This window comes from Stenotrophomonas sp. DDT-1 (assembly GCF_001580555.1).
GTDB classification, from domain to species: Bacteria; Pseudomonadota; Gammaproteobacteria; order Xanthomonadales; family Xanthomonadaceae; genus Stenotrophomonas; species Stenotrophomonas sepilia.
Genome location: NZ_LEKR01000010.1, coordinates 20,125 through 47,029 on the forward strand (window position 1 = coordinate 20,125; position 26,905 = coordinate 47,029).

Annotated in this window: 22 protein-coding genes; 5 read left to right on the forward strand and 17 right to left on the reverse strand. The window is 67.0% G+C overall.

The window, feature by feature from the left end:
* Window positions 1–15: 15 nt before the first annotated feature.
* The 4 genes from AB839_RS07220 to hflK all read right to left on the reverse strand — a co-directional run bounded on the left by AB839_RS07220 (window position 16) and on the right by hflK (window position 3,872).
* Complete coding sequence (locus tag AB839_RS07220) at window positions 16–1,308, reverse strand: adenylosuccinate synthase (protein WP_014648029.1); 1,293 nt, start codon at window positions 1,306–1,308, stop codon at window positions 16–18.
* Between the two features lie 317 nt (window positions 1,309–1,625).
* Complete coding sequence (locus AB839_RS07225; protein WP_005410640.1) at window positions 1,626–1,811, reverse strand: DUF2065 family protein; 186 nt, start codon at window positions 1,809–1,811, stop codon at window positions 1,626–1,628.
* A gap of 67 nt (window positions 1,812–1,878) precedes the next feature.
* The gene (locus tag AB839_RS07230) at window positions 1,879–2,742 is read right to left on the reverse strand and encodes a protease modulator HflC (protein ID WP_019660037.1); all 864 of its coding nucleotides are present in this window, start codon (window positions 2,740–2,742) and stop codon (window positions 1,879–1,881) included.
* Entirely contained in the window at window positions 2,739–3,872 is a 1,134-nt protein-coding gene (hflK, locus tag AB839_RS07235; RefSeq protein WP_049413452.1) for an FtsH protease activity modulator HflK, read from the reverse strand. The genes AB839_RS07230 and hflK overlap by 4 nt, the downstream gene beginning before the upstream one ends.
* A 153-nt stretch (window positions 3,873–4,025) precedes the next feature.
* Here hflK and AB839_RS07240 point away from each other — a divergent pair, with 153 nt between their 5' ends.
* Window positions 4,026–5,021: a YhdH/YhfP family quinone oxidoreductase gene (locus AB839_RS07240; RefSeq protein ID WP_061478848.1), complete on the forward strand. Its 996-nt coding sequence runs from the start codon at window positions 4,026–4,028 to the stop codon at window positions 5,019–5,021.
* 88 nt (window positions 5,022–5,109) lie between these two features.
* Window positions 5,110–5,481 carry a twitching motility response regulator PilH gene (gene pilH / locus AB839_RS07245; RefSeq protein WP_005410644.1) on the forward strand — a complete coding sequence of 124 codons (372 nt, stop codon included), beginning with the start codon at window positions 5,110–5,112 and terminating at the stop codon, window positions 5,479–5,481.
* 77 nt (window positions 5,482–5,558) lie between these two features.
* Here the strand turns inward: pilH and AB839_RS07250 are convergent, their stop codons facing one another.
* A complete protein-coding gene (locus AB839_RS07250) occupies window positions 5,559–6,446 on the reverse strand; it encodes a DnaJ C-terminal domain-containing protein (RefSeq protein WP_061478849.1) in 888 nt (295 codons plus the stop codon).
* A gap of 262 nt (window positions 6,447–6,708) precedes the next feature.
* Here AB839_RS07250 and AB839_RS07255 point away from each other — a divergent pair, with 262 nt between their 5' ends.
* Window positions 6,709–7,191 (forward strand): peroxiredoxin, encoded by a 483-nt coding sequence (locus tag AB839_RS07255; protein ID WP_061478850.1) that lies wholly within the window; start codon window positions 6,709–6,711, stop codon window positions 7,189–7,191.
* 29 nt (window positions 7,192–7,220) lie between these two features.
* On the forward strand, window positions 7,221–7,796 hold the full coding sequence (locus AB839_RS07260) for a ferritin-like domain-containing protein (RefSeq protein WP_061478851.1): 576 nt from the start codon (window positions 7,221–7,223) through the stop codon (window positions 7,794–7,796).
* Window positions 7,797–7,950: 154 nt separating this feature from the next.
* Here AB839_RS07260 and pbpC read toward each other — a convergent pair whose 3' ends face one another.
* The 9 genes from pbpC to prpB all read right to left on the reverse strand — a co-directional run bounded on the left by pbpC (window position 7,951) and on the right by prpB (window position 23,687).
* Window positions 7,951–10,332, reverse strand: a complete 2,382-nt coding sequence (pbpC, locus tag AB839_RS07265; protein ID WP_061478852.1) for a penicillin-binding protein 1C — start codon at window positions 10,330–10,332, stop codon at window positions 7,951–7,953.
* A gap of 49 nt (window positions 10,333–10,381) precedes the next feature.
* Window positions 10,382–15,289 carry an alpha-2-macroglobulin gene (locus AB839_RS07270; protein WP_061478853.1) on the reverse strand — a complete coding sequence of 1,636 codons (4,908 nt, stop codon included), beginning with the start codon at window positions 15,287–15,289 and terminating at the stop codon, window positions 10,382–10,384.
* Window positions 15,290–15,448: 159 nt separating this feature from the next.
* On the reverse strand, window positions 15,449–16,909 hold the full coding sequence (locus tag AB839_RS07275; protein ID WP_061478854.1) for a bifunctional 2-methylcitrate dehydratase/aconitate hydratase: 1,461 nt from the start codon (window positions 16,907–16,909) through the stop codon (window positions 15,449–15,451).
* Between the two features lie 102 nt (window positions 16,910–17,011).
* Window positions 17,012–18,190 carry a 2-methylaconitate cis-trans isomerase PrpF gene (prpF, locus tag AB839_RS07280; protein WP_058981167.1) on the reverse strand — a complete coding sequence of 393 codons (1,179 nt, stop codon included), beginning with the start codon at window positions 18,188–18,190 and terminating at the stop codon, window positions 17,012–17,014.
* 23 nt (window positions 18,191–18,213) lie between these two features.
* On the reverse strand, window positions 18,214–18,540 hold the full coding sequence (locus tag AB839_RS07285) for a type II toxin-antitoxin system RelE/ParE family toxin (protein ID WP_061478855.1): 327 nt from the start codon (window positions 18,538–18,540) through the stop codon (window positions 18,214–18,216).
* Entirely contained in the window at window positions 18,527–18,784 is a 258-nt protein-coding gene (locus AB839_RS07290) for a type II toxin-antitoxin system ParD family antitoxin (protein ID WP_019338677.1), read from the reverse strand. The genes AB839_RS07285 and AB839_RS07290 overlap by 14 nt, the downstream gene beginning before the upstream one ends.
* Before the next feature lie 100 nt (window positions 18,785–18,884).
* Window positions 18,885–21,503, reverse strand: a complete 2,619-nt coding sequence (gene acnD / locus AB839_RS07295) for a Fe/S-dependent 2-methylisocitrate dehydratase AcnD (RefSeq protein WP_061478856.1) — start codon at window positions 21,501–21,503, stop codon at window positions 18,885–18,887.
* 97 nt (window positions 21,504–21,600) lie between these two features.
* The gene (gene prpC, locus AB839_RS07300) at window positions 21,601–22,758 is read right to left on the reverse strand and encodes a 2-methylcitrate synthase (RefSeq protein ID WP_005418357.1); all 1,158 of its coding nucleotides are present in this window, start codon (window positions 22,756–22,758) and stop codon (window positions 21,601–21,603) included.
* A 35-nt stretch (window positions 22,759–22,793) separates the two neighbouring features.
* The gene (gene prpB, locus AB839_RS07305) at window positions 22,794–23,687 is read right to left on the reverse strand and encodes a methylisocitrate lyase (RefSeq protein ID WP_061478857.1); all 894 of its coding nucleotides are present in this window, start codon (window positions 23,685–23,687) and stop codon (window positions 22,794–22,796) included.
* 154 nt (window positions 23,688–23,841) lie between these two features.
* Between prpB and prpR the strand changes: the two genes are divergently transcribed.
* Complete coding sequence (gene prpR / locus AB839_RS07310) at window positions 23,842–25,425, forward strand: propionate catabolism operon regulatory protein PrpR (RefSeq protein WP_061478858.1); 1,584 nt, start codon at window positions 23,842–23,844, stop codon at window positions 25,423–25,425.
* A 25-nt stretch (window positions 25,426–25,450) separates the two neighbouring features.
* Here the strand turns inward: prpR and AB839_RS07315 are convergent, their stop codons facing one another.
* The 3 genes from AB839_RS07315 to AB839_RS07325 form a co-directional block, all read right to left on the reverse strand.
* Entirely contained in the window at window positions 25,451–25,888 is a 438-nt protein-coding gene (locus tag AB839_RS07315) for an SMI1/KNR4 family protein (RefSeq protein ID WP_241776753.1), read from the reverse strand.
* Window positions 25,889–25,920: 32 nt separating this feature from the next.
* Window positions 25,921–26,382 carry a DoxX family protein gene (locus AB839_RS07320; RefSeq protein ID WP_061478860.1) on the reverse strand — a complete coding sequence of 154 codons (462 nt, stop codon included), beginning with the start codon at window positions 26,380–26,382 and terminating at the stop codon, window positions 25,921–25,923.
* A 159-nt stretch (window positions 26,383–26,541) separates the two neighbouring features.
* The gene (locus AB839_RS07325; protein ID WP_061478861.1) at window positions 26,542–26,901 is read right to left on the reverse strand and encodes a hypothetical protein; all 360 of its coding nucleotides are present in this window, start codon (window positions 26,899–26,901) and stop codon (window positions 26,542–26,544) included.
* Between the last annotated feature and the right edge of the window lie 4 nt (window positions 26,902–26,905).

Genomic DNA, 26,905 nt, shown 5'->3' on the forward strand with positions numbered 1-26,905 from the left:
CTACCGGTCACGCACTCAGGCAAACGGATCCTGCAGGACCATGGTGTGGTCGCGGTCCGGGCCGGTGGAGACGATGCTGATCGGGCAGCCGGCCAGCTCTTCCAGCGAACGCAGGTAGGCGCGTGCGGCCGGCGGCAGGTCGTCCCACTGGGTGATGCCGTGGGTGTTCTCGCTCCAGCCCGGGAACTCCAGGTACACCGGAGTGCATTCTTCCCAGCCCTGTGCGTCCAGCGGCGCGTACTCGGTGCGCTTGCCGTTGTATTCGTAGGCGATGCAGACCTTCAGCTTTTCCATGCCGTCCAGCACGTCCAGCTTGGTGATGCACAGGCCGCTGATGCCGTTGATGGCCACCGCGCGCTTCAGCGCGACGATGTCCATCCAGCCGCAGCGACGCGGGCGGCCGGTCGATGCGCCGTATTCGGCGCCGCGGTCACGGATGCCCTGGCCGACTTCGTCGTCCAGTTCGGTCGGGAACGGGCCGCCGCCGACGCGGGTGGCGTAGGCCTTGGCGATGCCCAGCACGTAGTCGATCGAATCGGCGCCGACGCCGGAACCGGCCAGCGCACCACCGACGGTGGTGTTGGAGCTGGTGACATACGGGTAGGTACCGTGGTCGATGTCCAGCAGCGCACCCTGCGCGCCTTCGAACAGCACGCGCTTACCCTGCTTGCGCAGGTCGTGCAGGATGCCGGCCACGTCGGACTTCATCGGCTGCACGTATTCGCCGAACGCCAGCGCTTCGTCGAAGGTCTTCTGGAAGTCGACCGCATCGGTGTTCAGATACTTGGTCAGCACGAAGTTGTGGTAATCCAGCGCGGTGCGCAGCAGTTCTTCCAGCTGCTTCGGGTAATGCAGGTCGGCGATGCGGATGCCGCGGCGCGCCACCTTGTCTTCGTAGGCCGGGCCGATGCCACGACCGGTGGTGCCGATCGCCTTGCCACCGGCAGCGCGCTCGCGCGCCTGGTCCAGGGCGATGTGGTACGGCATGATCAGCGGCGCGGCCGGGGAGATCTTCAGGCGCGAACGCACTTCCACGCCGGAGGCTTCCAGCTCGGCGATTTCCTTCTGCAGCGCGGCCGGCGAGATCACCACGCCGTTGCCGATCAGGCACAGCGCGTCGTCACGCAGGATGCCCGACGGGATCAGGTGCAGGACGGTCTTCTTGCCGTTGATGACCAGGGTGTGGCCGGCGTTGTGGCCGCCCTGGAAGCGCACGACAGCGCCGATTTCCTCAGTGAGCAGATCGACGATCTTGCCCTTGCCTTCATCGCCCCACTGGGCACCCAACACTACGACAGACTGACCCATGACGGGCTCCTCGGTTTGTTGCGGCCATCGGGGCCGCGGACGGGTAAACCGTGGCGGGGCTGGCCAGCACCTGGAGGGCGGCTCCAAACGGGGAGCAGCCGGCGATGGAAGGCCCAGACACGGAAAAAGCCGAACGGGGAGGCCCGTCCGGCTTTTGTGCATTATCCGGGTTTCCGGGGTCCGGTGCCACCTTTCCGACCGGCGGCTTCACCGGCCGGTCAGGCCGGCGTCTCATGTAGAACCGAGCCCATGCTCGGCTGCCTTCCCGCCGCTGCGCGGCGCCGCCCGAGCATGGGCTCGGACGCTACAGGGCGGGGTCAGTGCCGCGCCCACCACAGCAGGCTCAGGCCGGCCAGCAGCACCAGCCCGCCGAAGCTGCGCAGGGCCGGGCTGGGCAGGTCCAGCAGGCGTTCGGCCATGCGCTTCCAGGCGAACGGCGCCACGAACAGGAACAGGCCTTCCAGCACCGCGACCAGGCAGACGGCGGCGAACAGATCTTTCATGGGGGACTCCGGAAAAAGCACGGGGCCCGGCGTCTGGCCGGGCCCCGTGGGGTAGTGCCCTGCGACCTCAGCGGTCGTTCTTCAGGTACTGCAGGAACGGGTCGTTCTTGTCGAGCACGATCACGCCATTGCCGTCGGTCATGGAGCCACGGTAGGCCTCCAGGCTGCGGTAGAAGGCGTAGAACGACGGATCAGCCGAGCCGGCCTTGCCGTAGATGCGGGCCGCCTCGGCATCGCCTTCACCGCGCAGGCGCTGTGCATCACGCTCGGCCTCGGCGATCAGCACGGTGCTGTCGCGGTCGGCCTGGGCACGGATGGTCAGCGACTGCTCCTCGCCCTCTGCACGCAGCTTGGCCGCTTCCTGCTTGCGCTGGGCGCGCATGCGCTCGTACACATCGTTGATCACCTGGCTGTCGGTCGGCAGGTCCACCTGCTTGATGCGCAGGTCGATCATCTGCATGCCGAGGCCGGCCACCGCCTCGTTGATCCCCTTCAGCTGCTCGGCGATCAGCTCGCTGCGGTCGCCGGACACCAGCTGCTGCAGGGTGCGCGAGTTGATCTGGTTGCGCAGCGAGTCGGTGATGATCGGCGCCAGGCGGGCGTTGGCCACACGCGGGTCGCCGCCGGTGGCACGGAAGTAGTCACCTACGTTGGAGATGTAGCCGATGGCGAAGAAGTCGACGCTGACGTCCTTCTGCTCGGCGGTGAAGTAGCGCGCAGGCGCGGTGTCGAGCACCTGGAAGCGGCGGTCGAAGACCTTCACCGTTTCCACCACCGGCACCTTGAAGTGCAGGCCCGGCTTGATGTCCGAACGCACCACCTTGCCCAGGTTCAGCACCATGGCGGTCTGGTCCTCACGGACCACGTACACCGAGCCGAGCAGGCCCAGCACCACCGCCACGATCACGGCGATCCAGATAGGACTCTTCATCGGCTGCCCTCCTCACGGCCGCTCGGTCGCCCGGTCGGGCGGCCCACCGGCCGGCCCGGATCACGGGAAGCTTCCACCGCTGCACCCGGCAGCGATGGCATCACCACGTCCGGGTTCGCCACTGCGGCCGGGGCCGAGGTGGTGGGACGGGTATCGCCGGTCATCGGCACGTAGATCAGCTGGCGGCCATCGCCGCCGATCACCTTGCGGTTCTCGCTCAGCACCTGCTGCACGGTTTCCAGCCACAGGCGCTTGCGGGTCACTTCCGGGGCGTCCTTGTACTGGGCCTGCAACAGGCTGAAGCGCTGCGCGTCACCCTCGGCCTTGGACACCGCGGCCTGCTTGTAGCCTTCGGCGGTGGTACGGGCGCGCGAGGCCTGGCCTCGGGCTTCCGGCACGACCTTGGCAGCGTAGGCCTGGGCTTCGTTGATCAGGCGTTCCTTGACCTGCTGGGCACCGTTGACTTCGTCGAAGGCCGGCTTCACTTCTTCCGGCGGACGGGCGTCCTGCAGGGTCAGGCCGGTCACGGTCAGGCCGGTCTTGAACGCCTTCAGCAGCGCCTGCAGGCGCTCCTCGGCAGCCACGGCCAGCGGGCCACGATTGTTCAGTACAGCGTTGAGGTCGGCACGGCCGACTTCCTCGCGCACCGCGCTCTGCGCCGACTGCTCCAGCACCTGGTCCGCATCGACAGTGCCGAACAGGTACTGCTGCGGGTCATCGATGCGGTACTGGACGTTCAGCGAGACGTTGACGATGTTCTCGTCCCGGGTCAGCACCGGCACCTGGATCGAGAACGTCTTGATCTCGGTGGCGTTGACCTTGGTGACCGATTCGATCGGCCACGGCAGCTTGAAGTTCGGGCCGGGCTGCAGGATGCGCGAGAACTGGCCGAAGCGCAGGACCACGCCACGCTGCTGTTCACCGATCAGCTGGAAGCTGGAGAACAGCACCAGCAGCACAACGGCCGCCACCACCCAACGCACGATGCCGCCGTCGAACAGGTCCTTCAGCGGCCCGGGCAATCCGCCCCAGCCACCACCATTGCCACCGCCGCGCGACCCGAACGGCCCGCGTCGATTGTCCTCGGGGCCTTGTCCGCCCTTGTTGCCGCCGGGTGTATTCCAGGCCATGCACGCTCCATCAAGATGTGGGCTGCGGCGCGGGCCCTTCCCGCGGCGCCAGCCGTGAAACCATTACTGATCATACAAGATGGGGCGGATTGGCAGGATCGAAAGGGGGGCAACGGGGTAAGGTGGCGTTTTCCTCGAAGTCAGGCAATGCCGATGGCCCCCACCACCCCGTTCACCGCCTTCCGCATCGAAAACGACGACGCCGGTTACCGCAGCGGCCTGGCCCAGCTCAAGGTCGAAGACCTCAGCCCCGGCCAGGTTCTGATCCGCGCCAGCTGGTCCTCGGTCAACTACAAGGACGCCCTGGCCGGCACCGGCAAGGGAAAGATCCTGCGCCGCTTCCCGCTGGTGGGGGGCATCGACGTAGCCGGCACCGTGGTCGCCAGCACCGATCCGGAATGGCGTGAAGGCGACGCGGTGCTGGCCACCGGCTGCGGCCTCAGCGAGACCCGCGACGGCGGCTACAGCCAGTATGTGCGGCTGGAGTCGCGTGCGGTGATCGCCCAGCCGGCCGGGCTGAGCCCACGCGAGGCGATGGTGCTGGGCACCGCCGGCTTCACCGCGGCGTTGGCGCTGCTGCGCATGCAGGACAACCGGCAGAGCCCGGAGCTTGGACCGCTGGCGGTCACCGGCGCCAGCGGCGGTGTCGGTGCGCTGGCACTGTCGATCTTCAGCCGCGCCGGCTATACCGTGCACGCCGTCAGCGGCAAGCCGGAGCAGGCCCGCTTCCTGCGCGACATCGGCGCCAGCGAGGTTCTGCCACGCGAGGCCTTGGCCGATACCGGCCCGTTGCAGACCGCGCGCTTCGGCGGGGGCCTGGACAATGCCGGCGGCGCCATGCTCGCCAGCCTGCTGGCGCAGACCACGCCCTACGGCAGCGTGGTCAGTGCCGGCCTGGCGGCCAGCCCGACCCTGGACATGACGGTGATGCCGTTCATCCTGCGTGGTGTGTCGCTGCTGGGCGTGTCTTCGGCCAATGCGCCACGCGGGCTGCGCGAGGACGTCTGGGCGCGACTGGGCAACGAATGGAAACCGCAGCACCTGGACCGCATCTGTACCGCGGAGGTCGGCCTCGATGGCCTGCCGGCCGTGTTCGAGCGGATGCTGGCGGGCGGATCGCTGGGCCGCACCGTGGTGCGGATCGACTGAACGTCGCAGGCAGGCGACGGACGGCAGATGCGCCCCTCCCGCCGGTAATGAGCCCGCACTACACTGCGGGCATTACATGGGGAACAACATGGCACGCATTCTGATCGTCGACGACTCACCGTCGCAGCTGTTGGGCATACAGCGCATCGTCGAGAAGCTCGGGCACCAGATCCTGACCGCCACCGATGGCGCGGCCGGGGTCGAAACCGCCAAGGCCGAGCTGCCCGACCTGGTCCTGATGGACGTGGTGATGCCCAATCTCAACGGCTTCCAGGCCACCCGCACCCTCGCCCGCGACGAGGCGACCCGACATATCCCGGTGATCCTGGTGACCACCAAGGACCAGGACACCGATCGCATGTGGGGCATGCGCCAGGGCGCCAAGGCCTACATCACCAAGCCGTTCTCGGAAGACGAGCTGTCCGAAGTGCTGGAGCGCGTGTTCGCCGGGCAGGGCTGAGCCGTGCGCGGTAGTGCCGGCCGCTGGCCGGCAATCAAACCTCAGCCGGCCAGCGGCCGGCACTACCGGAAGGCGTCTCAGATCGTCTCGCCAAACGCCTTGGCCAGGTTCCGGTAGGCCTTCTTCTGCGCCTCGTCGGTCGCGGCCGGGGCCACGATCTCGATCTCGACGATCTGGTCGCCCTCCGGATTGCCCGGCAGGCCCCGCCCGCGCAGGCGCAGCTTGCGCCCGGCATCCGAATCGGCCGGGATCTTCAGTTCCACCGCGCCGCCCAGGGTCGGCACGCTGATGCTGGTGCCCAGCGCGGCCTGCCACGGCGTGACCGGCAAGGTGTAGAGGATGTTGCGGCCATCGACCTCGAACTGCGGGTGTGCGGCGTACTCCACTTCCAGCAGCAGGTTGCCGCCATGGTTGCCCTGCCCCGCCAGGCGGATCACCTGGCCCGGACGGATGCCCTTGGGCACGCGCACGTCCAGCTGCTTGCCGTTGACGGTGATGCGCAGGCTGTCGCCGCTGTAGGCTGCTTCCAACGGTACCGACAGCTTGGCACGGGTGTCGCGGTTGGGGGCATGGCCCTGGCTGCTGAACCCCGGGCCAGGACCGGCACCGCCGCGCTGGCGCGCGAACAGGCTTTCGAAGAAGTCGCTGAAGCCGCCGTTGGCGCCACCACCCCCGAACACTTCCTCGAAGTTGAAACCACCGGCGCCGCCGTAGTTCGGCGGCACGTTGAACTCCTCGCCCGGGCGATAGCCCTGCGCGCGCAGCTGGTCGTAGGCCGCGCGCTTTTCCGGATCGCGCAGCGCCTCGTAGGCCTCGTTGACCGCCTTGAACTTGTCCTCCGCCCCGGCTTCCTTGCTGACGTCCGGGTGGTACTTGCGTGCCAGCCGCCGGTAGGCGGTCTTGATCTCCGCCTCGCCCGCGCTCGGTTCCACCCCCAGGGTGGCGTAGTAATCCTTGAATTCCATCCAGCTACCTCGATCTGCTTCGGCCGCGCCGGTGGCGCCGCCCCGGGTTCATTCTACGCGCCGGCGATGCTCCGCCGCCCCTCGTGCGGCGCCAGTGAGGCCGACTGATCCTGCGCAATGCGGTTGCCATCGCCCTGCCCCAGGCTATGGCTGGAAGCCCGCTCCGCAAAGCCTGAAGATGGGGCCTGCACGCCGGTTTTCCAATGTCTTGACGTCCCTGTCCCATCCGGCCCACTACGCTGCCCCAGCAAGGAGTTCCCCCATGACCATCCATGTCGGCGACCGCATTCCGGAAGTGACCCTCAAGCGCATCCGCGAGGGCATTGAAACGCTTGATACGCATTCGCTGTTCGACGCGCGCAAGGTGGTGCTGTTCGCCGTGCCCGGCGCGTTCACGCCGACGTGCTCGGCCCGCCACCTGCCCGGCTACGTCGAGAAATTCGAGGCCTTCCGCCAGCGCGGCATCGATGTCTACTGCATGGCCGTCAACGACCCGTTCGTGATGAAGGCCTGGGCCGCCGATCAGCACGTGCCCGACGGCCTGCTGATGCTGTCCGACGGCAATGCCGAACTGACCCGCGCGCTCGGCCTGGAGCTCGACGCCAGTGCCTCGGGCATGGGCATCCGCGCGCGCCGTTTCGCCCTGTACGTGGTCGACGGCGTGGTCCGCGCCGCCTGGGTTGAACAGCCCGGTCAATTCGAAGTGTCTTCGGCCGACTACGTGCTGGAGCACCTGCCCACCTGATCTCCCACCGCAAGAGGAAACGGCCAGCCATGTCCAGCAAGCCAGCCAAAGCCCCCAAGCCCGCCGCGCAGATTCCCGGCATCAGCGAGCGCACGGCGCTGCGCGAGCGCGCCCGGCGCAACATCGAGGATGGTGCGATCACCGACAGCTACAGCGCCGACCGCAAGGTGGTGATCAAGCTACTCAACGACGCACTGGCCACCGAGTACGTGTGCGTGTTGCGCTACTACCGGCACTACTTCATGGCCAAGGGCATGCTGGCCGACGCGGTGAAAGCCGAGTTCCTTGAACATGCACAGCAGGAACAGGCGCATGCCGGCAAGCTGGCCGAGCGCATCGTGCAGCTCGGCGGCGAGCCCGACTTCAACCCGGATACGCTGACCGCGCGCTCGCATGCCGAATACAAGGAAGGCAGCGACCTGCGCGACATGGTCCGCGAGAACCTGGTGGCCGAACGCATCGCCATCGACAGCTACCGCGAGATGATCAACTTCATCGGCGACCGCGATACCACCACCAAGCGCATCCTCGAAGAGATCCTGGCGCAGGAAGAGGAACACGCCGACGAGTTCGCCGATCTGCTGGATGGGTGGATCGGAGAATAGCGGTTACGCCACACGCTCGCTGCCATCTGCCGCGTTGTAGAGCCGAGCCCATGCTCGGCTGACTGCACCACGCACGTCGCAAGAGCAGCCGAGCATGGGCTCGGCTCTACAACAGCGTCGCAAATATACGGAAAGCGGCGACCAAGGTCGGCACCTACCGCAGCACGTTGAACCGTACCTGGGTCCACGCGCCGTCCGCGGCCAAGGCGGTCAGGGTATGCGCCCCGGGATCGGCGAACTCGCGCTGCATCAACTGCGCGCCGTGGGTCTGCGCGATCCAGCGGCCGTCCAGCAACCAGTCCACCGCCTGCTCGCTGCCCAGCGCGCGCAGCTGCAGGCGTACGCCATGTTCGGCGTTGGGGGCACGCGCCAGTGCGGCGCCATCATTGAGGCCATCGATGTGCAGCGCGACGCTGGCCTCCCGGCCATCATCACGGCAGTCCGGCGACAGCGCCGGCAGCTGCGAGGCGTCGCGCGTGGCCTTGGGCAGCCACGGCGACAACAGCGCCGGCCAGCGCGCGATCTCACGCGCGACTTCCTCATGCGGCAAACGGCAATCAGCGGAGACACGCAGACCGGTCCGCGCATCGGCCAGGTAACGTTGACGCCCCGGCTGCCAGCGCCGCGCCTCGCGCTCCGGGAAGGTCGGCGGTGCGACGCCATCGAGCAGGTAGGCTGGCATCCTGCGCTGGCACAGTGCAGCCGGCAGTCCCTCGGCACGTTCGCCAGTGGGCCAGCAGATGTCTTCCTGGCTGACACTGGCCGGCATCGGCGCGGCCGCCGAATCACCACGCTGGCGCGGCAGGCTGTCCACCACTTCGAACATCAGCGGCAGCGCGGTGACCGCGCCGTACTGGCCCGGCAACGGAGTACCGTCCGGCCGGCCCACCCACACGCCCACCGTGTAGTGGCGGGTACTGCCGATCGCCCACGCATCGCGGTACCCGTAACTGGTGCCGGTCTTCCACGCCACGCGCGGGCGGCCACCGACATCGAACGTCCCGGCGCTGTATCCCGGGCGCGGGTTTGATTCGAGCATCTCGCGCACGATCCAGCTGGCGCCCGGCGAGGCCAGGCGCCGCTCGATCATGGGCTCGTCGTCGGTATAACGCACGCGGCCGGCGATACCGCTCCGGTTGAGCGCGGCGAACGCGCCGACCAGGTCTTCCAGGCGCGCGCCGGTGCCGCCCAGGATCAGCGACAAGTTGGGCGTACTGCCCGGCGGGAAGCGCAGCTGGATCCCGGCGTGCGACAGGCGGGCAGCGAAGCGCGCCGCGCCGACCCGCTGCAGCAGGTCCACCGACGGTACGTTGAGCGACAGCCGCAATGCGCTGGAGGCACCGATGGGCCCATTGAAGGCCATGTCGAAGTTGCCGGGGCGGTAGCTGCCGAAACTCTGCGGTGCATCGACCAGCAGGCTTTCCGAATGGATCAGGCCATCGTCCAGCGCCATCGCGTACAGGAACGGCTTGAGCGTGGAGCCTGGCGAACGCCAGGCCTGCACCATGTCCACGTGACCCAGCCGCTGGCGGTCACCGAAGGACAATGTGCCGACATAGGCGCGTGCCTGCAGGGTCCGGTTGTCGACCACCAGCAGGGCCGCGGAGGTACGCTCGGGCAGCGTCGAGAAATAGCTGGCCACGCGCTCTTCCAGCGTGCGCTGCAGGCCGATGTCGATGCTGCTCTGGATGCGTGCCTGGCCCGGATGCGCCGAGTGCAGGCGCTGCGCCAGCAGCGCGGCGTGCAAGGGAGGGCGCAGCGAACGCGCCACGACATTCTCGACGCGCGCATCCTCCACTTCTTCCGGTGTCCACGCGCCCAGTTCGGCCATGCGTGACAGCACCTTGTCGCGCGCCTTCTGCGCAGCTTCCGGATGGCGGTCCGGGCGCAGCCGGCTGGGCGCCTGTGGCAGCACCGCCAGCAGCGCAGCCTCGGCATGCGACAGCTGCGCCGCCGGCTTGCCCAGATAGGCCCAGCTGGCCGCTTCCACGCCTTCGATGGTGCCGCCGTAGGGTGCACGCTCCAGGTACAGGGCCAGGATCTGCTGCTTGCTCAGGTGCACCTCAAGCTGCACCGCACGCAGCATCTGCTTCAGCTTGCCCCACGGGGTGCGTGAGTGCGGATCGAGAATGCGCGCGACCTGCATGGTCAGGGTCGAGCCACCGGACACGATGCGGCCGCCGCGCAGCAGCTGGCCGCTGGCCCGCAGGATCGCCAGCGGGTTGATGCCCGGATGGCGCCAGAACCAGCGGTCTTCATAGGTCAGCAACGCCTGCAGGTACAGCGGTGAGACGCTGTCGATCGAGGCCGGATAGCGCCACACGCCCTCGGCATCGGCAAACGCGCGCAATGGCGTGCCGTCGGCAGCCACCACCAGTGTGCTGGTATCACGCTGCTTCGGCAGCGGCGGCGGGAAGGCGAAATCCAGCACCAGCAGCAGCGCCAGCGCAGCGGCCATGCCCCAGCGCAGCCACGGCCACAGCGGCCGCCACCGGCGGCGCAGGGTCGCCAGCCGGGTCGTCATCGTGTTCTTCATTGCGGGTTGCCAGCAGGACGGGCCGCGCCGTCGCGGCCCGTCCGCGCGGTCACGGCTGTACCACCGTGATCGTGGTCGGGTTGCTGCGGCCGACACCGCGTAGCTGCGGCCGGTACATGTCCTCCACCAGCGGCGGCGGCACCGAGTAGGTACCCGGGGTCACCGCGCGCACCAGGTAGAACACGTTGGCCTTGCTGCCACGCGAGAGCTTCAGCGCAGCCACGTAGCGGTCGTCGCGGAACTCCTCGTGCTTGGTATCGGCGGCCTCACCCCGGTCGCTGATGGTGATGCCATCGACCACCACGTCGGCCCACTGCTTGGCATCGCCCAGGTTGAAGTTCTCGATCTCCAGGCCCGCCGGCAGCAGGTCGGTCAGCAGTGCATCGGGCATCGTGGTGTCGGCGGTAACGGTGACGCGCACGATCAGCGCTTCGCCTTCCTTCAGCGGGCGCGGCGACCACGGCTTGCCATCGGTACCGAAGTAACTGCGTTCAATACCCACTACGCTGTTGTCCGGTGCCGGTGCACTGCGCGGGATACCGGCCACGTCGATGCTGGCGAACATCGGCGGTTGCCCCTGCGGGGTGAAGCGCACGCCACTGGCCAGCTCGCTGGCGCTGAAGTTGCGTCCGAACAGCTTGCGCTCGCCGATCGCTTCGGTGGTGCCACCGATCACCAGCTCACCGGCTACCAGCGCCTTCTGGTTGGCGGCGAGCGCCTTGCCGAGGCGGGCAATCGCCACCTGCTCCTGCGTGCTCAGCCACATCCAGCCGGCATTGCGGCGCGCATCCAGGCCACGACCGAGGTCGACCGCGCGCGCGTCCCAGGCCGGCTTGGCCAACTTGTTCTCGTGGGTCAGCGCGATCATCAGCGCGTCATCGCGGATCGCGCTGCCGTAGTCGCCGAAGTACGACGGGCGCTCGCTGCTGGACTTGGCGAAGGCCGCCGCCAGCGCGGCCTGGCCACGCTTGGCATCGCCCTGCAGTGACAGCGCCACGCCCAGGTGGACCAGCGACAGGCCGCCCACCGCCTTGCTGCGCTCGTTGTCGTACAGCGTGCGCAGGGTACCCAGCGGCGCACGGTTGACCCGGGCCAGCACGTAGCCCGAATAGGCCTGGTTGGCGAACTTCAGCTTCTCGCGGTCATCCTGGCCGTAGAACTGATTGCCGCCGGACAGCAGATCCTCGCTCAGGCGGTTGAGCGCCTTCTGCAGCACGTTGTCAGGCACCGCAAAACCGGCGTCCTTGGCATCGAGCAGGAACTCGGTGATGTACGGCGTCAGCCACGGGTTCACGTAGCCGTCGTCACCCCACATCGAGAAGTTGCCGTTGGCCACCTGCATCGACGCCAGGCGACCGAACGCACCTTCCATGCGCTCGCGACGGGTCTTGGCATCCAGGCCGTCGGCACCGAGCATCGACGACGTCGCCTGGTCCAGGATCAGCGCGGCGTAACCCTTGCTGGTGGTCTGCTCGGCACAGCCATATGGATAGTTCAGCGCGCCCTGCAGTGCACTGGCGAACGGAATCGGCGGCAGCGGGCTGACCAGCAGGCGGGCATTGACCGACTCGGACATCAGGCCATCGGTCAGGCTGTTGTCGAGGCTGACCGCCGCCAGTGGATCGAGCGTACGCACCTGCGAACGCAGCACCTGCGGCCACGCCGCACGCACCGGCAGGTCGTAGCGGCGATCGGCCTTGAAGCCGTTGCCGTCCACCCGCACCCGCACCTTGGCCACGCTGTGGCCTTCGCGTGCCGACAATGGGAAGCTCAGCGTGGTCTTGGCGTCGGCATTCAACTGCACGCTGCGGCTGCCCTCGCCCAGGTTCAACGGGCCCTCGGTTTCCACCTTCACGTTGAACTGGCCCGGCTTGCCGGTGAAGTTCTGCACGTCCAGGGTCACGGTGCTGCGGTCGCCCGGGGCCAGCACGCGCGGCATGCTGGCTTCGGCCAGGATCGGTGCGCGCACTATGGTTTCCACGTCGCGCTTGCCGTACTGGTCATCGCTGTAGACCAGCGCCGACACGCGCAGGGTGCCGTTGAAGTCCGGCACTTTCAGGCGGATGCGGGCATTGCCCTTGGCATCGAGCTGTACCGGGCCGGAGAACAGGTCCACGGTCTGCACGCGCGCGGTCGGGCGCTTGGCCTGCGGCAATGCCTGCAGCGCCATGTCGCCGCCGAACTTCAGCTTGCCGCTGCCACCATCGAAGCTCTCGATCACCCGGCTGTAGATGTCGTAGGCATCGATACCGAGGCGACGCTGGGCAAAGAAGTGTGCACCGGCATCGGGCACCGGGAAACGGGTGATGTTGAGGATGCCCACGTCCACCGCCGAAACGGTGACGTGCGCGGTCTTGCCGGCCAGCTGCGGCGCACTGACGGTTACCGGCAGGTCCTGCTCGGGCCGCATCTGCTTGGGCGCGACCAGGCCGACGGCCACTGTGCGGCCCTTGCGGTCCATCGGCACATGCACCACGCCCACGGCACGGGCCGGGGTGATCTTGCTCGGCGCACTGCCGCCACGGAACACCAGCGCAGTGATGTAGACGTCGTGGCGTTCCCAGTCGGCGGTGACCGGAATCTTGAAGGTCGACCCCGGCTTGGCCTCGATGTCCTGCACGTACAGCATGCGGTCGGTCTCGACCATCAGGATGCCCTTGCCGGCGTGCGGCGGGGTCACCGTCACCTCCAGGGTGTCACCGGCCTTGTAACCGGTCTTGTCCAGGCCCAGCTTGACCTTGTCCGGGCGTGCATCCAGGCCACGGTTGTCATCGCCCCAGCTCCAGCCGGCACGGAACGGGTAGCGGCTGGTCAGGCCGGTGGACGGATCGAACACGTCCACCCGGTACTCGCCCCACTCCACCGGGAAATCAAAGGCGACCGCGCTGTTGCCGGCATCGACGGTTCGGGTTTCCTTGTTCTCGAAACGGCGGGTGAAATCGTAATCCCAGCGGTTGTCGTTGAAGGTCCAGTGGTAGTCGCGCAGCTCGCGCACCAGGGTGATCTTCAGGCCCTTGGCCGGCTGTGGCGTACCAGCGGCATCCACGCGCATCAGCTCGAAGCGCGCGTTGCCGTTGGAATCGGCGCCATCGTCCGGGTTGAACAGCGGCCGCACGCCGACCAGCGCATTGGCGGGCCACATTACCCGCTTCAGGGTGCGGGTGACTGTGCGGCCGCCGGTTTCATACAGGCTGCCGGACAGCACCACGGCGATCGGCGCCTTGGCCTTGGCGGCCTCTTCCGGCAACGCCACATCCTCGCGCAGCTGGCCATTGGCCGGCAGCGTGGTGTCGATCACGTCCTTGGCCTCGCGCGGCAGCTGCAGGGTCGGGTCACCGAAGAAATAGCCCGGCAGGCCGTCCACCGGCTTCTGTTCGGCGGCCACCGCCATGCGTGCGGTGAAGCGGTTGCCATCGGCCGGTGCGCCATACAGGTAGGCGCCATTGGCCTGCAGGCGCAGGTCCTCACCCGGCTTCAGCGTCTTCTGCGCGCTGTCCAGGTCCAGCTTCATGCGTTCGGGCAGGAACTCCTCGATGCGCAGGGTCATGCCCTGGATCGCTTCCTTGCTGGCCGGGTCGGTGCGGAACTCGAGCTGCCAGCGGCCGGTCGGCGCCTCGGCGGGGATCACCTGCTCGAAATTGATGTAGCCCTGGTCGCCTGGCTGCAGGCGGGTCTCGCGGAAGGTCTTGCCGTCGGGCTGCTTCAGCCGCAGGAACACCGGTTGCGCCTTGACCGGCTTGCCGTCGTTGTCGCGCAGCAACGCGGACAGGCGCACGGTCTCGCCCGGGCGGTACAGGTCGCGCCCGGACCAGGCATAGACATCGAACCACGCGTTGTCGCGGCCGGCCACGGCGAACTCGCTCAGGTCCAGCGCCGGCTGGTTGAACGGTAGGAAGCTGGTGTCCTTGCCACTGCTGGCGACCAGCACGTGGGTGGCATCCAGGGTGTAGTTCAGCAGCGCATTGCCGTTGCCGTCGGTGCTGCCCTTCAGCACCACCTCGCCCTTGGCGTCGAGCACGCGCAGGTCGATGCCCTTCAGCGGCGCGCCGTCCTTGAGGCCGGCGGTGTGCACGAACAGCTTGTCCTTGTAGGCGCGGGTATGCAGGCCGATGTCGCTGACCGAGAAGAACGCGGTATCGAACTCGCCCTCGTAGTCACCGGTGCGCTTGAGCAGGGCGAAGTACAGGCCCGGCTCCTGCAGTTCCTTGATGTCCTGGGTCGGCAGGTAGGTCAGCACCCGCTCGTTCTTCTTGCCCCCCAGGATGAAACGGTTGACGTACACCGGCTCGGCCAGCTTGTTGATCGGGCTGCGCTCGTAGTCGCTGCTCAGCTCCCAGCTGCCACGGCGGCCGCCGCGCTGGTACTGGCTGAAGAAGGTCGGAAGATCCTTCTCGCGCACGCGCAGGAATTCGACGTCGACTTCCGGCACGTTCACCGAGACCACCGGCAGGCCACGGCTGTCCTTGGCAGGCAGCACGCTGCCCTGCGAGGCGAAGCCAACCACCGGCTTCAGCTCGCCGCTGAACACCTTCTGCTTCAGTTCCTTGCCCAGGCGGCTGCCATCGGCGGCCAGCAGATCCGGCGAGACCACCAGGCTGAACTCCTTGCCGGCCTCGACGAACGGGTAGCGCAGGGTCAGGCCGTCATCGGACAGCGTCCAGCTGCTGTCTTCGGTGCCGACCTTCTCCTCGAAGCGCACCAGCGTGTCGAAATCCTGGGTGCCGACCAGCGGGCGCGAGAACTCCAGCGCCAGCGACAGGCCGTCATTCTTCTGGTCCGGGTAGGCGCGCAGCAGGGTGAATTCCTTCACCTGCTCGGCCTTGGTGGTGATCGCCTCGCCACTGGCCTTGGGCAGCTGCCCGCTGTCGTTGCGGCAGCCGGCCAGGCCCAGCAACAGGCCTCCTGCCAGTACCGCCGCCGCCCATCCCCACCGCTTCCGCCGTGCCGGACCGCTCATGTCGTCACTCCTTGATCGAGGTGGCCATTATAGGCAGGCCGCGTCAAGGCGTTGGCGCCCCGGCGGTCGGAAACCCGGTTCCGCCCGGGACCCGGTAGCCGCCAACCTTGGTTGGCGCCCCCCACATGCCAACCAAGGTTGGCCTCTACCAGAGCGGCCCTACCCCGGCAAGTACAGGTCCACGTAGTCGGTCACCGGCATTGCCGCCAGCGCTACCGGGTCCAGTGATGCCGCCAGGATGCGCTGCTGCTGGACTGTCGGGAAGCGGTGGGCCAGGTGCCGGCGGAACTTGTCCATCAGCAGCGGAATGCCTTCCTCCCGGCGCCGGGCATGGCCGAGCGGGTACTCCACCAGTACCTCGGGCAGCTCAGTACCGTCGCTGAAGCGCACGCCCAGGCCATTGGCGATGCTGCGCTTGCCCGGGTCCAGGTAGTCGGCGCTGAGCTGCGGATCCTCATGGCAGGCCATCTTCGCCCGCAGGGCATCGATGCGCGGATCAGCTGCAACGTCGTCCTCGTAATCCTCGGCCACCAGCCGCCCGTGCAGCAGCGCGATGGCGACCATGTACTGGACGCAGTGGTCGCGGTCGGCCGGGTTATGCAGCGGGCCCTGCTTGTCGATGATGCGGATGCAGGCCTCCTGGGTCCGGATCGCGATATGCGCGATGTCCTCGACCCGCCGCCCCATCGCGCGCAACTGCTGGTGCAGCGTGATGGCCGCCTCCACCGCGGTCTGGCCGTGGAACTCGGCCGGGTAGCTGATCTTGAACAGCACGTTCTCCATCACGTAGCTGCCCAGCGGTCGCCCCAGCGTCAGTGCCTTGCCATGCATCGACACCGCTTCAAAGCCCCAGGTCGGCGCGCTGAGCACACTGGGGTAGCCCATCTCGCCACTGGCCGCCATCAGCGCCAGGCGCACGCCCCGGCTGGTCGCGTCGCCGGCTGCCCAGCTCTTGCGCGAGCCGGTGTTGGGTGCGTGCCGGTAGGTGCGCAGGGACTGGCCATCGACCCAGGCCAGCGACAACGCATTGAGCATGCGCTCGCGATCCAGGCCGAGCAGCTGCGCAACCACGGCGGTGGTGGCCACTTTGACCAGCACTACGTGGTCCAGCCCGACCCGGTTGAAGGAATTTTCCAGCGCCAGCACGCCCTGGATCTCGTGCGCCTTGATCATCGCCAGCAGCACGTCGCGCACGGTCGGCGGGGGGCGCCGCAGGGCCTGCGCGTTGCGCCCCAGCCAATCGCAGACGGCAAGGATGCCCCCCAGGTTGTCCGAAGGGTGCCCCCATTCGGCCGCCAGCCAGGTATCGTTGAAATCCAACCAGCGCACCATCGCGCCGATGTTGAAGGCGGCCTGCACCGGGTCCAGCACATAGTGCGTACCCGGAACGCGCGCGCCGTTGACCACGCTGATGCCCGGCACCAGTGGACCAAGCAGTTTGCTGCAGGCCGGGAAGGACAGCGCTTCCAGGCCACAGCCCAGCGTGTCGAGCAGGCAGTGGTGCGCGGTCTGGAACGCCAGGGGTGAGTCGATGCGCGCGTCGCGCACGTAGTCGACGATGCCCACCAGCAGCGCATCCCACGCTGCACGCTCGTTGGATGGGGTGTGGTTGTCGGACATCGTCGATCTCCTCGCCGGAAAGCAGGTCAGGCCGCGCGTCCCGGCAGTCGCCAACCTTGGTTGGCGCTTGCATGCCAACCACGGTAGGCATCTACCAGAGCACTATTCGGCCGGCACCCGCACCTTGCCTTCCATCAGCACACGGGCGCTGCGGCTCATGATGGCCTTGGTCACCGTCCACTGTCCGTCAACGAGACCGGCCTGCGCGCCCACGCGCAACGTGCCCGAGGGATGACCGAAGGTCACCGCTTCACGTTCGCCACCGCCGGCCGCGCGATTGACCAGCGTGCCCGGAATCGCTGCTGCGGTACCGATCGCCACGGCAGCGGTACCCATCATCGCGTGGTGCAGCTTTCCCATCGACAACGCACGTGCATGCAGGTCGATCGCCGAGGCCGGAATGGCCTTGCCACTGGACGACACGTAATCCTGCGCCGGTGCCACGAAGGCCACCTTCGGCGTGTGCTGGCGCGTGGCCGCATCTTCCAGGTTCTTGATCAGCCCCATGCGCAAGGCGCCGTAGGCGCGGATCTTCTCGAAGCGCTCCAGCGCCCCCTTGTCCTCGTTGATCGCAGGCTGCAGTTCGGTGCCGGTGTAACCCAGGTCGGTCGCATTGAGGAAGATGGTCGGAATGCCGGCGGTGATCATGGTCACCTCGAAACTGCCCACGCCCGGCACGTCCAGGGTGTCGACCAGATTGCCGGTCGGGAACATCGCGCCCGCATCGCCGTCATCGGACGGATCGATGAACTCCAGCTGGATCTCGGCGGCCGGGAAGGTCACGCCATCCAGCTCGAAATCACCGGTCTCCTGCACTTCGCCGTCGCGCATCGGCACGTGGGCGATGATGGTCTTGCCGATGTTGGCCTGCCAGATGCGCACGGTGCACAGGCCATCGCGCGGCACGCGGGACGGATCGATCAGGCCATTGGCGATCGCGAACGGACCCACCGCGGTGCTGAGGTTGCCGCAGTTGCCGCTCCAGTCGACGAAGGCGGTGTCGATCGAGACCTGGCCGTACAGGTAGTCCACGTCGTGGTCAGGCACCGAGGCGGTGGAAATGATCACGCACTTGCTGGTGCTGGAGGTGGCGCCGCCCATGCCGTCGGTCTGCTTGCCATACGGATCGGGCGAGCCGATCACGCGCATCAGCAGCGCATCGCGTGCGGCACCTGGCACCTGCGCGGCTTCCGGCAGGTCCTGCAGGCGGAAGAACACGCCCTTGCTGGTGCCACCACGCATGTAGGTGGCGGGAATACGGAGTTGCGGGAGGAAGGTCATGGTCGAATCCACGCGTTTGAATTTCAGGAAATGTCTTGCATCAGTGCGTCAAGACCACGATCAACGCACCACACGCGCATGATGTCCACGCGGTCCGGTAGATCGAGGTAATAGACGAGGTAGCGTTCGACGCCCGGAACCAGCATGAACCGCAACGGCACCGGTAGCTGTGCTGCGAGGTCGGCGTGCCGGGTGGAACCCGAGCCTGGAAATACCGCGATGCGTTGAAGCGTGGCCTCCAACTCGGCGAGAAAGCGCCGACCCAGTATCAGCCCACCCTGCCGTGCGAACCACAGTGCGGCATCGGCTGCGTCGGCTTCGGCCCTGGGTCGCCATTCAATCGCCTTCACGCTCCATCCTTTCGGTCAGTTCACGACGCATGCGCTCGAATGTGTCGGCCGTCACCGGGACGCCAGGCCCAGAAGCCAGCCCCTCGGCTATCAACTGCTTGAGCAGCTCTTCAGCCTTGCTGCGCTGGCGCTGGCGGATCAGGTCACGCACGTAGTCCGACGTACTGGAATAGCCGCCTTCACGCACTTCCTCGTCCACGAACTGCTTGAGCGGGTCGGTCAGCGAAATGTTCATGGTGGCCATGAGACTCTCCATTGGCAGTTTTTGCCAAGTCAGTGTGCGCCCTGCCCAGGTGTCGGACAAGCCCGCCCCCAGCCTCCGGGGGCAGGCATTCAGGCCGGTATCACGCCGCCTTGGCGCCTTCCAGGAAGTCCTGCGCGAAGCGCTGCAACACGCCACCGGCTTCGTAGATCGCCACTTCCTCGTCGCTGTCCAGGCGGCAGGTGACCGGCACGATCACGTCCTGGCCGTCGCGGCGGTGGATGACCAGCGTCAGCTCGGCGCGCGGGGTGCGCTCGCCGACCACATCGAAGGTCTCGGTGCCATCGATGCCCAGGGTCAGGCGGGTGGTGCCCGGCTTGAACTCCAGCGGCAGCACGCCCATGCCGATCAGGTTGGTGCGGTGGATGCGTTCGAAGCCTTCTGCCACGATCGCTTCCACGCCGGCCAGGCGCACGCCCTTGGCGGCCCAGTCACGCGAGCTGCCCTGGCCGTAGTCGGCACCGGCAATGATGATCAGTGGCTGCTTGCGCTCCATGTAGGTCTCGATGGCTTCCCACATGCGCATCACCTTGCCTTCCGGCTCCACGCGCGCCAGCGAACCCTGCTTCACGCTGCCGTCGTCGTTGCGCACCATCTCGTTGAACAGCTTCGGGTTGGCGAAGGTGGCGCGCTGCGCGGTCAGGTGGTCGCCGCGGTGGGTCGCGTAGGAATTGAAGTCCTCTTCGGGCAGGCCCATTTTCGCCAGGTATTCACCGGCGGCACTGGAGGCCAGGATCGCGTTGGACGGCGACAGGTGGTCGGTGGTGATGTTGTCCGGCAGCACCGCCAGCGCGCGCATGCCCGACAGCGTGCGCTCACCGGCCAGTGCGCCCTCCCAGTACGGCGGACGGCGGATGTAGGTGCTCTGCGGGCGCCAGTCGTACAGCGGGCTGACCGCGGCGCCGTGCTCCACGCGCACATTGAACATCGGGTTGTAGACGCGGCGGAACTGCTCCGGCTTCACCGATGCCTTGACCACGGCGTCGATCTCGGCGTCGCTCGGCCAGATGTCCTTCAGGCGCACCTCGTTGCCGTCGGCGTCCACGCCCAGCACGTCCTTCTCGATGTCAAAGCGCACGGTGCCGGCGATGGCATAGGCGATCACCAGCGGCGGCGACGCCAGGAACGCCTGCTTCGCATACGGGTGGATGCGGCCATCGAAGTTGCGGTTGCCCGACAGCACGGCCGTGGCGTACAGGTCCCGGTCGATGATCTCCTGCTGGATGGCCGGATCGAGCGCGCCGCTCATGCCGTTGCAGGTGGTGCAGGCGAAGGCAACGATGCCGAAGCCCAGCTTTTCCAGGTCCGGCAACAGGCCTGCCTCTTCCAGGTACAGCTGCACGGCCTTCGAGCCGGGCGCCAACGAGGACTTCACCCACGGCTTGCGCAGCAGGCCACGTTCATTGGCCTTGCGTGCCAGCAGGCCGGCAGCGATCACGTTGCGCGGGTTGGAGGTGTTGGTGCAGCTGGTGATGGCGGCGATGATCACCGCGCCATCCGGCATCAGGCCCTGCGCCTGCTCGGCCTTGCCCGCTGCCAGCTTGGCCTCGTCGGCGATGCCGCGCTCGGCCAGCTCGGCGGTCGCCACGCGCTTGTGCGGGTTGGACGGGCCGGCCATGTTGCGCACCACGCTGGACAGGTCGAAGCGCAGCACGCGCTCGTACTGTGCGGTGGCCAGGTCGTCAGCCCACAGCCCGGTGGTGCGCGCATAGTTTTCCACCAGCGCGACCTGCGATTCCTCGCGGCCGGTCAGGCGCAGGTAATCGATGGTCTGCCCGTCGATGTAGAACATCGCGGCGGTCGCGCCGTATTCGGGGCACATGTTGGAGATGGTGGCGCGGTCACCGATGGTCAGTGCCGCCGCCCCCTCGCCGAAGAATTCAAGGTACGCACCGACCACGCGCTCCTTGCGCAGGAATTCGGTCAGCGCCAGCACCACGTCGGTGGCGGTGATGCCCGGCTGCGGCCTGCCGGTCAGCTCGACGCCGATGATGTCCGGCAGCCGCATCCACGAGGCACGACCGAGCATCACGTTCTCGGCTTCCAGGCCGCCCACACCGATTGCGATCACGCCCAGCGCATCCACGTGCGGGGTGTGGCTGTCGGTGCCTACGCAGGTATCCGGGAAGGCCACGCCGTCCTGCACGTAGACCACCGGCGACATCTTCTCCAGGTTGATCTGGTGCATGATGCCGTTGCCCGGCGGAATCACGTCCACGTTCTGGAACGCTTGCTTGGTCCAGTCGATGAAGTGGAAACGATCTTCGTTGCGGCGATCCTCGATCGCACGGTTTTTCTCGAACGCCTGCGGGTCGAAACCACCGCACTCCACCGCCAGCGAGTGGTCGACGATCAGCTGCACCGGCACCACCGGATTGACCTTGGCCGGGTCACCGCCCTTGTCGGCGATCGCATCACGCAGGCCGGCCAGGTCAACCAGTGCGGTCTGGCCGAGGATGTCGTGGCAGACCACGCGCGCGGGGAACCATGGGAAATCGAGGTCGCGGCGGCGCTCGATCAACTGCTTCAGCGAGTCGCCGAGCGTGGCCGGATCGCAGCGGCGCACCAGGTTCTCGGCCAGCACGCGCGAGGTGTACGGCAGCGTGGCGTAGGCGCCGGGCTGGATCGCATCGACGGCGGCGCGCGCATCGAAATAGTCCAGCGTGCTGCCGGGGAGGTTCTTGCGGTAATCGGTATTCATGGGCTGGCGGAATGCTTGAGGCGGGCCGGGTGCCGGCAATGCGGCGGCGAAAGCACCCGGCCGGCACAGGGCCGGCCGGATGGGGACAGCAGGTGGATCAGACGCGCTTGTCGATGGCGACGAAGTCGCGGTCTTCCGGACCGATGTAGTTGGCGCTCGGGCGGATGATCTTGCCGTCGATGCGCTGCTCGATGATGTGCGCGCTCCAGCCGGCGGTGCGGGCGATCACGAACAGCGGGGTGAACATCGCGGTCGGCACGCCCATCATGTGGTAGCTGACGGCGCTGAACCAGTCCAGGTTCGGGAACATCTTCTTGATGTCCCACATCACCGATTCCAGGCGCTCGGCGATGTCGTACATCTTCATGCTCGACTGTTCTTCGGACAGCTCGCGGGCCACGTCCTTGATCACCTTGTTGCGCGGATCGGAGACGGTATAGACCGGGTGGCCGAAGCCGATCACCACTTCCTTGCGCTCGACGCGGGCCTTGATGTCTTCCTCGGCCTCATCCGGATTGTCATAGCGCTTCTGCACTTCGAACGCCACTTCATTGGCGCCGCCGTGCTTCGGGCCACGCAGTGCGCCGATGCCACCGCAGATCGCGCTGTACATGTCGCTGCCGGTACCGGCGATGACACGACAGGTGAAGGTCGAGGCGTTGAACTCGTGCTCGGCGTACAGGATCAGCGAGGTGTGCATCGCCTTCACCCACGAGTCCTGCGGCTTCTCGCCGTGCAGCAGGTGCAGGAAGTGGCCACCGATCGAGTCATCGTCGGTTTCCACGTCGATGGCACGGCCGTTGTGGCTCCAGTGGTACCAGTACAGCAGCATCGAACCGAGGCAGGCCATCAGCTTGTCGGCAATGTCGCGCGCGCCCGGATGGTTGTGGTCATCCTTCTCCGGCGCCACGCAGCCGAGCACGGACACACCGGTGCGCATCACGTCCATCGGGTGTGCCGACGGCGGCAGTTCTTCCAACGCGGCCTTCACCGCGGCCGGGATGCCACGCAGCGACTTCAGCTTGGCCTTGTACGAAACCAGCTCGGCGCGGGTCGGCAGCTTGCCGTGCACCAGCAGGTAGGCGATTTCCTCGAACTCGCTGGTGTTGGCCAGGTCCAGGATGTCGTAGCCACGGTAATGCAGGTCGTTGCCGCTGCGGCCCACGCTGCACAGCGCGGTGTTGCCGGCGGCGGTGCCGGACAGGGCGACGGACTTCTTCGGCTTGAAGGTCGGGGTTGCGGTCGTATCGTTCATGTTTCCCTCCGAAACTTGATGGTGCAGGGTACTGCTTATTTCTTGGCGGCGAACAGCGCATCGAGCTGCTGCTCGAAGGCGTGGTAGCCGATGCGGTCGTAGAGTTCCTCGCGGGTCTGCATGGTCTCCACCACATTGCGCTGGTGGCCATCGCGGCGCACCGCCTGGTAGACGTTCTCGGCCGCCTTGTTGGCCGCGCGGAACGCCGACAGCGGGAACAGCTGGATCGCAACACCGGCCGAAGCCAGTTCATCGCGGCTGAACAGCGGGGTGGCACCGAATTCGGTGATGTTGGCCAGCACCGGCACCTTCACCGCGTCGACGAAGCGGCGGTAGGTGTCCAGGTCGTAGGCCGCCTCGGCGAAGACGCCGTCGGCACCAGCCTCGACACAGGCGATGGCGCGCTCGATGGCCTTGTCCACGCCGTCCACCTGGATGGCGTCGGTACGCGCGATCAGGAAGAAGTCCGGATCGGTCCTGGCATCGGCGGCCGCCTTCACGCGGTCGACCATTTCACCCTGCGACACGATCTCCTTGCCCGGACGGTGACCGCAGCGTTTGGCGCCGACCTGGTCTTCAATGTGGCAGGCGGCCGCGCCGGCCTTGATCAGCGACTTCACGGTGCGCGCGATGTTGAACGCGCTCGGGCCGAAGCCGGTGTCGATGTCCACCATCAACGGCAGGTCGCAGACATCGGTGATGCGGCGCACGTCCACCAGCACGTCTTCCAGGGTGTTGATGCCCAGGTCCGGCAGGCCCAGCGAGCCCGCGGCAACACCGCCGCCGGACAGATAGATGGCGCGGAAGCCGGCGCGCTTGGCCAGCAGGGCGTGGTTGGCGTTGATGGCGCCGATCACCTGCAGCGGCGATTCGGCAGCCAGCGCCTCACGGAAGCGGGCACCGGCGGAGAAAGGGGCGGAAGCGGTCATGCGGCGATCCAAGTTGAAGTACGGGACAGAGGGCGCAAGCCCCATGCCAAGCTGCAAGCCGTTGATTTCACAGGCATGACCACCCCGCAACAGTGAAACATATGAAACGTTGAAACAGATGTATCATGAAACACTGCTACCAATCGCTGCCCTCATGTACCTGCCCCGCTCCCCGCTGCGCCACGCCGACGCCGACCCCGGTCGCCCCGTGATCTGGACGGTCAGCGTCTCTCGCCTGACCGGCCTGTTGGGCGACGTCATTCCCGAGTTCGACCGCCGTGCCCGCATCGAGCAGATCAACCTCGGCTTCGAGGAAGCGGTGGACGTGATCGGCCAACGGCTGCGCCGCGAGCACTGCGACGTAGTGATCGCCGGCGGCTCCAATGCGGCCTGGCTGCGCGGGCGGCTGGAGTTGCCACTGGTGCCGATCCAGGCCAACGGCTTCGACCTGATGGAAGCACTGGCCCGGGCACGACGGATCGCCAGCCGCATCGGCCTGGTCACCCACGCCAGCGACGTACCGGTGTTCAGCAACTTCCAGCAGAGTTTCGGCCTGGAGATCGAGCACCGTCGCTTCGTCACCCGCGAGGACGCACGCGATTGCATCGCCGACCTGCGTGCCAACGGCATCGAGGTGATCGTCGGCACCGGCATGGCCATCGACCATGCCGAGCAGGCCGGCCTGCCCGGCGTGCTGCTGTACTCCGCCGATTCGGTACGGCAGGCGTTCGAACACGCCCTCGAACTGACCCAGACCCTGGCCCGCTCCACGGGCAGCCGGCCGCCCCTGCGCCGACGCCCGACAGTACGCAGCGACGCGCACGAACTGCTCGGCGACAGCGACGCGATGGCGCAGGTACGCGCTCAAATCGCGCTCTACGCACCGCACGACAGCACGGTGCTGGTCACCGGCGAAACCGGCACCGGCAAGGAACTGGTAGCGCGTCAACTGCACGCCGCCAGCGGCCGTCGCGGGCGCTTCGTGGCGCTGAACTGCGGCGCCATCAGCGAATCACTGCTGGAAGCCGAACTGTTTGGCTACAGCGATGGTGCCTTCACTGGTGCACGGCGCGGTGGTCGCGTGGGCCTGGTCGAGGCCGCCGATGGCGGTACGTTGTTCCTGGATGAGATCGGCGAACTGCCGCTGCCGTTGCAGACCCGCCTGCTGCGCGTGCTGGAAGAACGCGAGGTGCTGCGTGTCGGCGCTACCGAACCGACCGCAGTGGACCTGCGCGTGGTGGCCGCCACCCTGAAGTCGCTGGAACAGCACGCGGCGACCGGCGGCTTCCGTCGCGACCTGTATTACCGGCTGGCCGCACTACGCATCGCCCTGCCCCCGCTGCGTGCGCGGCGCAGTGACATCCCGCTGCTGGCACAGCACTTCTTCCGCCAGCTGCGTGGCATCGACGCGCCATTTGATGAGGATGCACTGGCGGTGCTGAGCGCAGCCCAGTGGCCCGGAAACGTGCGCGAACTGCGCAATCTGGTGGATCGACTACGCATCCACTGGCAACCCGGTGAAGGGCTGATTGATGCCGCGCGACTGCTGCAGCTGGCGCCTGAGCTGGTTAACGAAGGCGTCGCGGCACTGCCAGTGGAAAGCAACGGCAAGCGACCGCCGCGTGCGCAGCTGGAGGCACTGCTGCAGGAACACCGCAATGACCGCGAAGGCATGGCACAGGCGCTGGGCGTCTCACGCACCACGCTGTGGCGCTGGCTGCGCGCGGAGGGGCTGTAGAGCCGAGCTTGCTCGACTGCTTCAGCTAAGCAGCCCGATCATCATTGTTGATGTACCAAGCAATGAAATCTACGAAGTTCTTCCAACGGGCAGGGGTCTCACCTGAAAGAAACTGATCGTGCCGAGCCAGGTAGTAATCATGTACCTCCTGCGTTCGCACATCGTACAAATACATCCCCTCACCTTCGTCAGATGACAGCGGAAGAAAATCCGCAGGGAGCTCGTAACGATCCCGAATGTACTCAGCCTGGTCTGGAATTTTCGGAATTCCAGGACCAACCATTCGCAGCAAGTCATGCTTGCCGCTCACAGCAGGCAGCGCGCCATTGACTGCCATGTAGAACATCCACATATCGCAGTGAGGATCAACGCCCAAGCGACGCATGACGTCGGCCGCCGAAGCGCAATCAGGATTCCGACGATCCGGGTACGCGCGAATCACGCGCTGGATCAGATCATTCATCCGCATTCAATTGCCTCCGCTTCACTCAATGTTCAAGGCACCCAACGAGCTTCGATCGCGAACCGTCCACTCCCCACTGCGGCAATCCATAGCAGCAGTACGCCCAGCGGCACTTCGCTCAGGTAGAAGAACCAGCTCAACCAATCCGGCACGCTCAGTCCCGCAGGAATGCGCGCGATACCATCGGTCAGCGCCGCCACCGCGCAGATCGCCGCCAGCAGCAGGGCCGAGGGGCGGCTCAAAAGGCCTAGCACCAGCAGTCCACCCGCAATCCATTCGATCACACCGAGCACCGGCGCGCTGAACACCGGAAACGGAATCCCCGCACCCACCAGCGTATGCACCATGCGCTCGCGGCCCGCATCGCTGAAAACCTTGTTCCAGCCGGACACGCAGAACATCACACCGGCGACGATGCGGGCGAGCAACAGCAGGAACGCTTCCACGCCGTGACGCGGCGGCGGCACCGCAAACAGGCAACGCCAGGAGGGCATGGCAACTCCGGAAGTCGAGATCATCCGTCGGAGTGTGCCGGTTATGAGCCTGCTCGCAGATGAAGCAAGCCGGTCCATTTGCGACAGCCTGCTCTTGTGGAGTCGAGCCCTGCTCGACTGCCTCATGCGTCGGAGCAGCAGCCGAGCATGGGCTCGGCTCTACAACGGCAGCCCGCCGGTCAGCAGCAGCTCGACTTCCTCCACCTGCACCACCGGCACCCGCCACGGATGATGCGGCACGATGCCCTGCTCGAAGATGCGCTGCAACCGCTGCGGATCACGCGGCAGGCAGAACTCCAGGCGCACGCTGTCGACCACTTCGGTGTGGCCCGCCTCACCCTGCGCGGGCGACGCACCCACCCGCGGGCGGAACTGCTCGAACCCCGGCGCCGACCACCACATGCCGTGCTCGTAGTCACCCCCTGCCAGGGCATCCACCGCAAGGATGCCCTGCTTCACTGCGTCCAGTGCTGCCGACGGCACGAGCACCACCACGCGGTACAGCGGCAGGCGTTGCACCGGC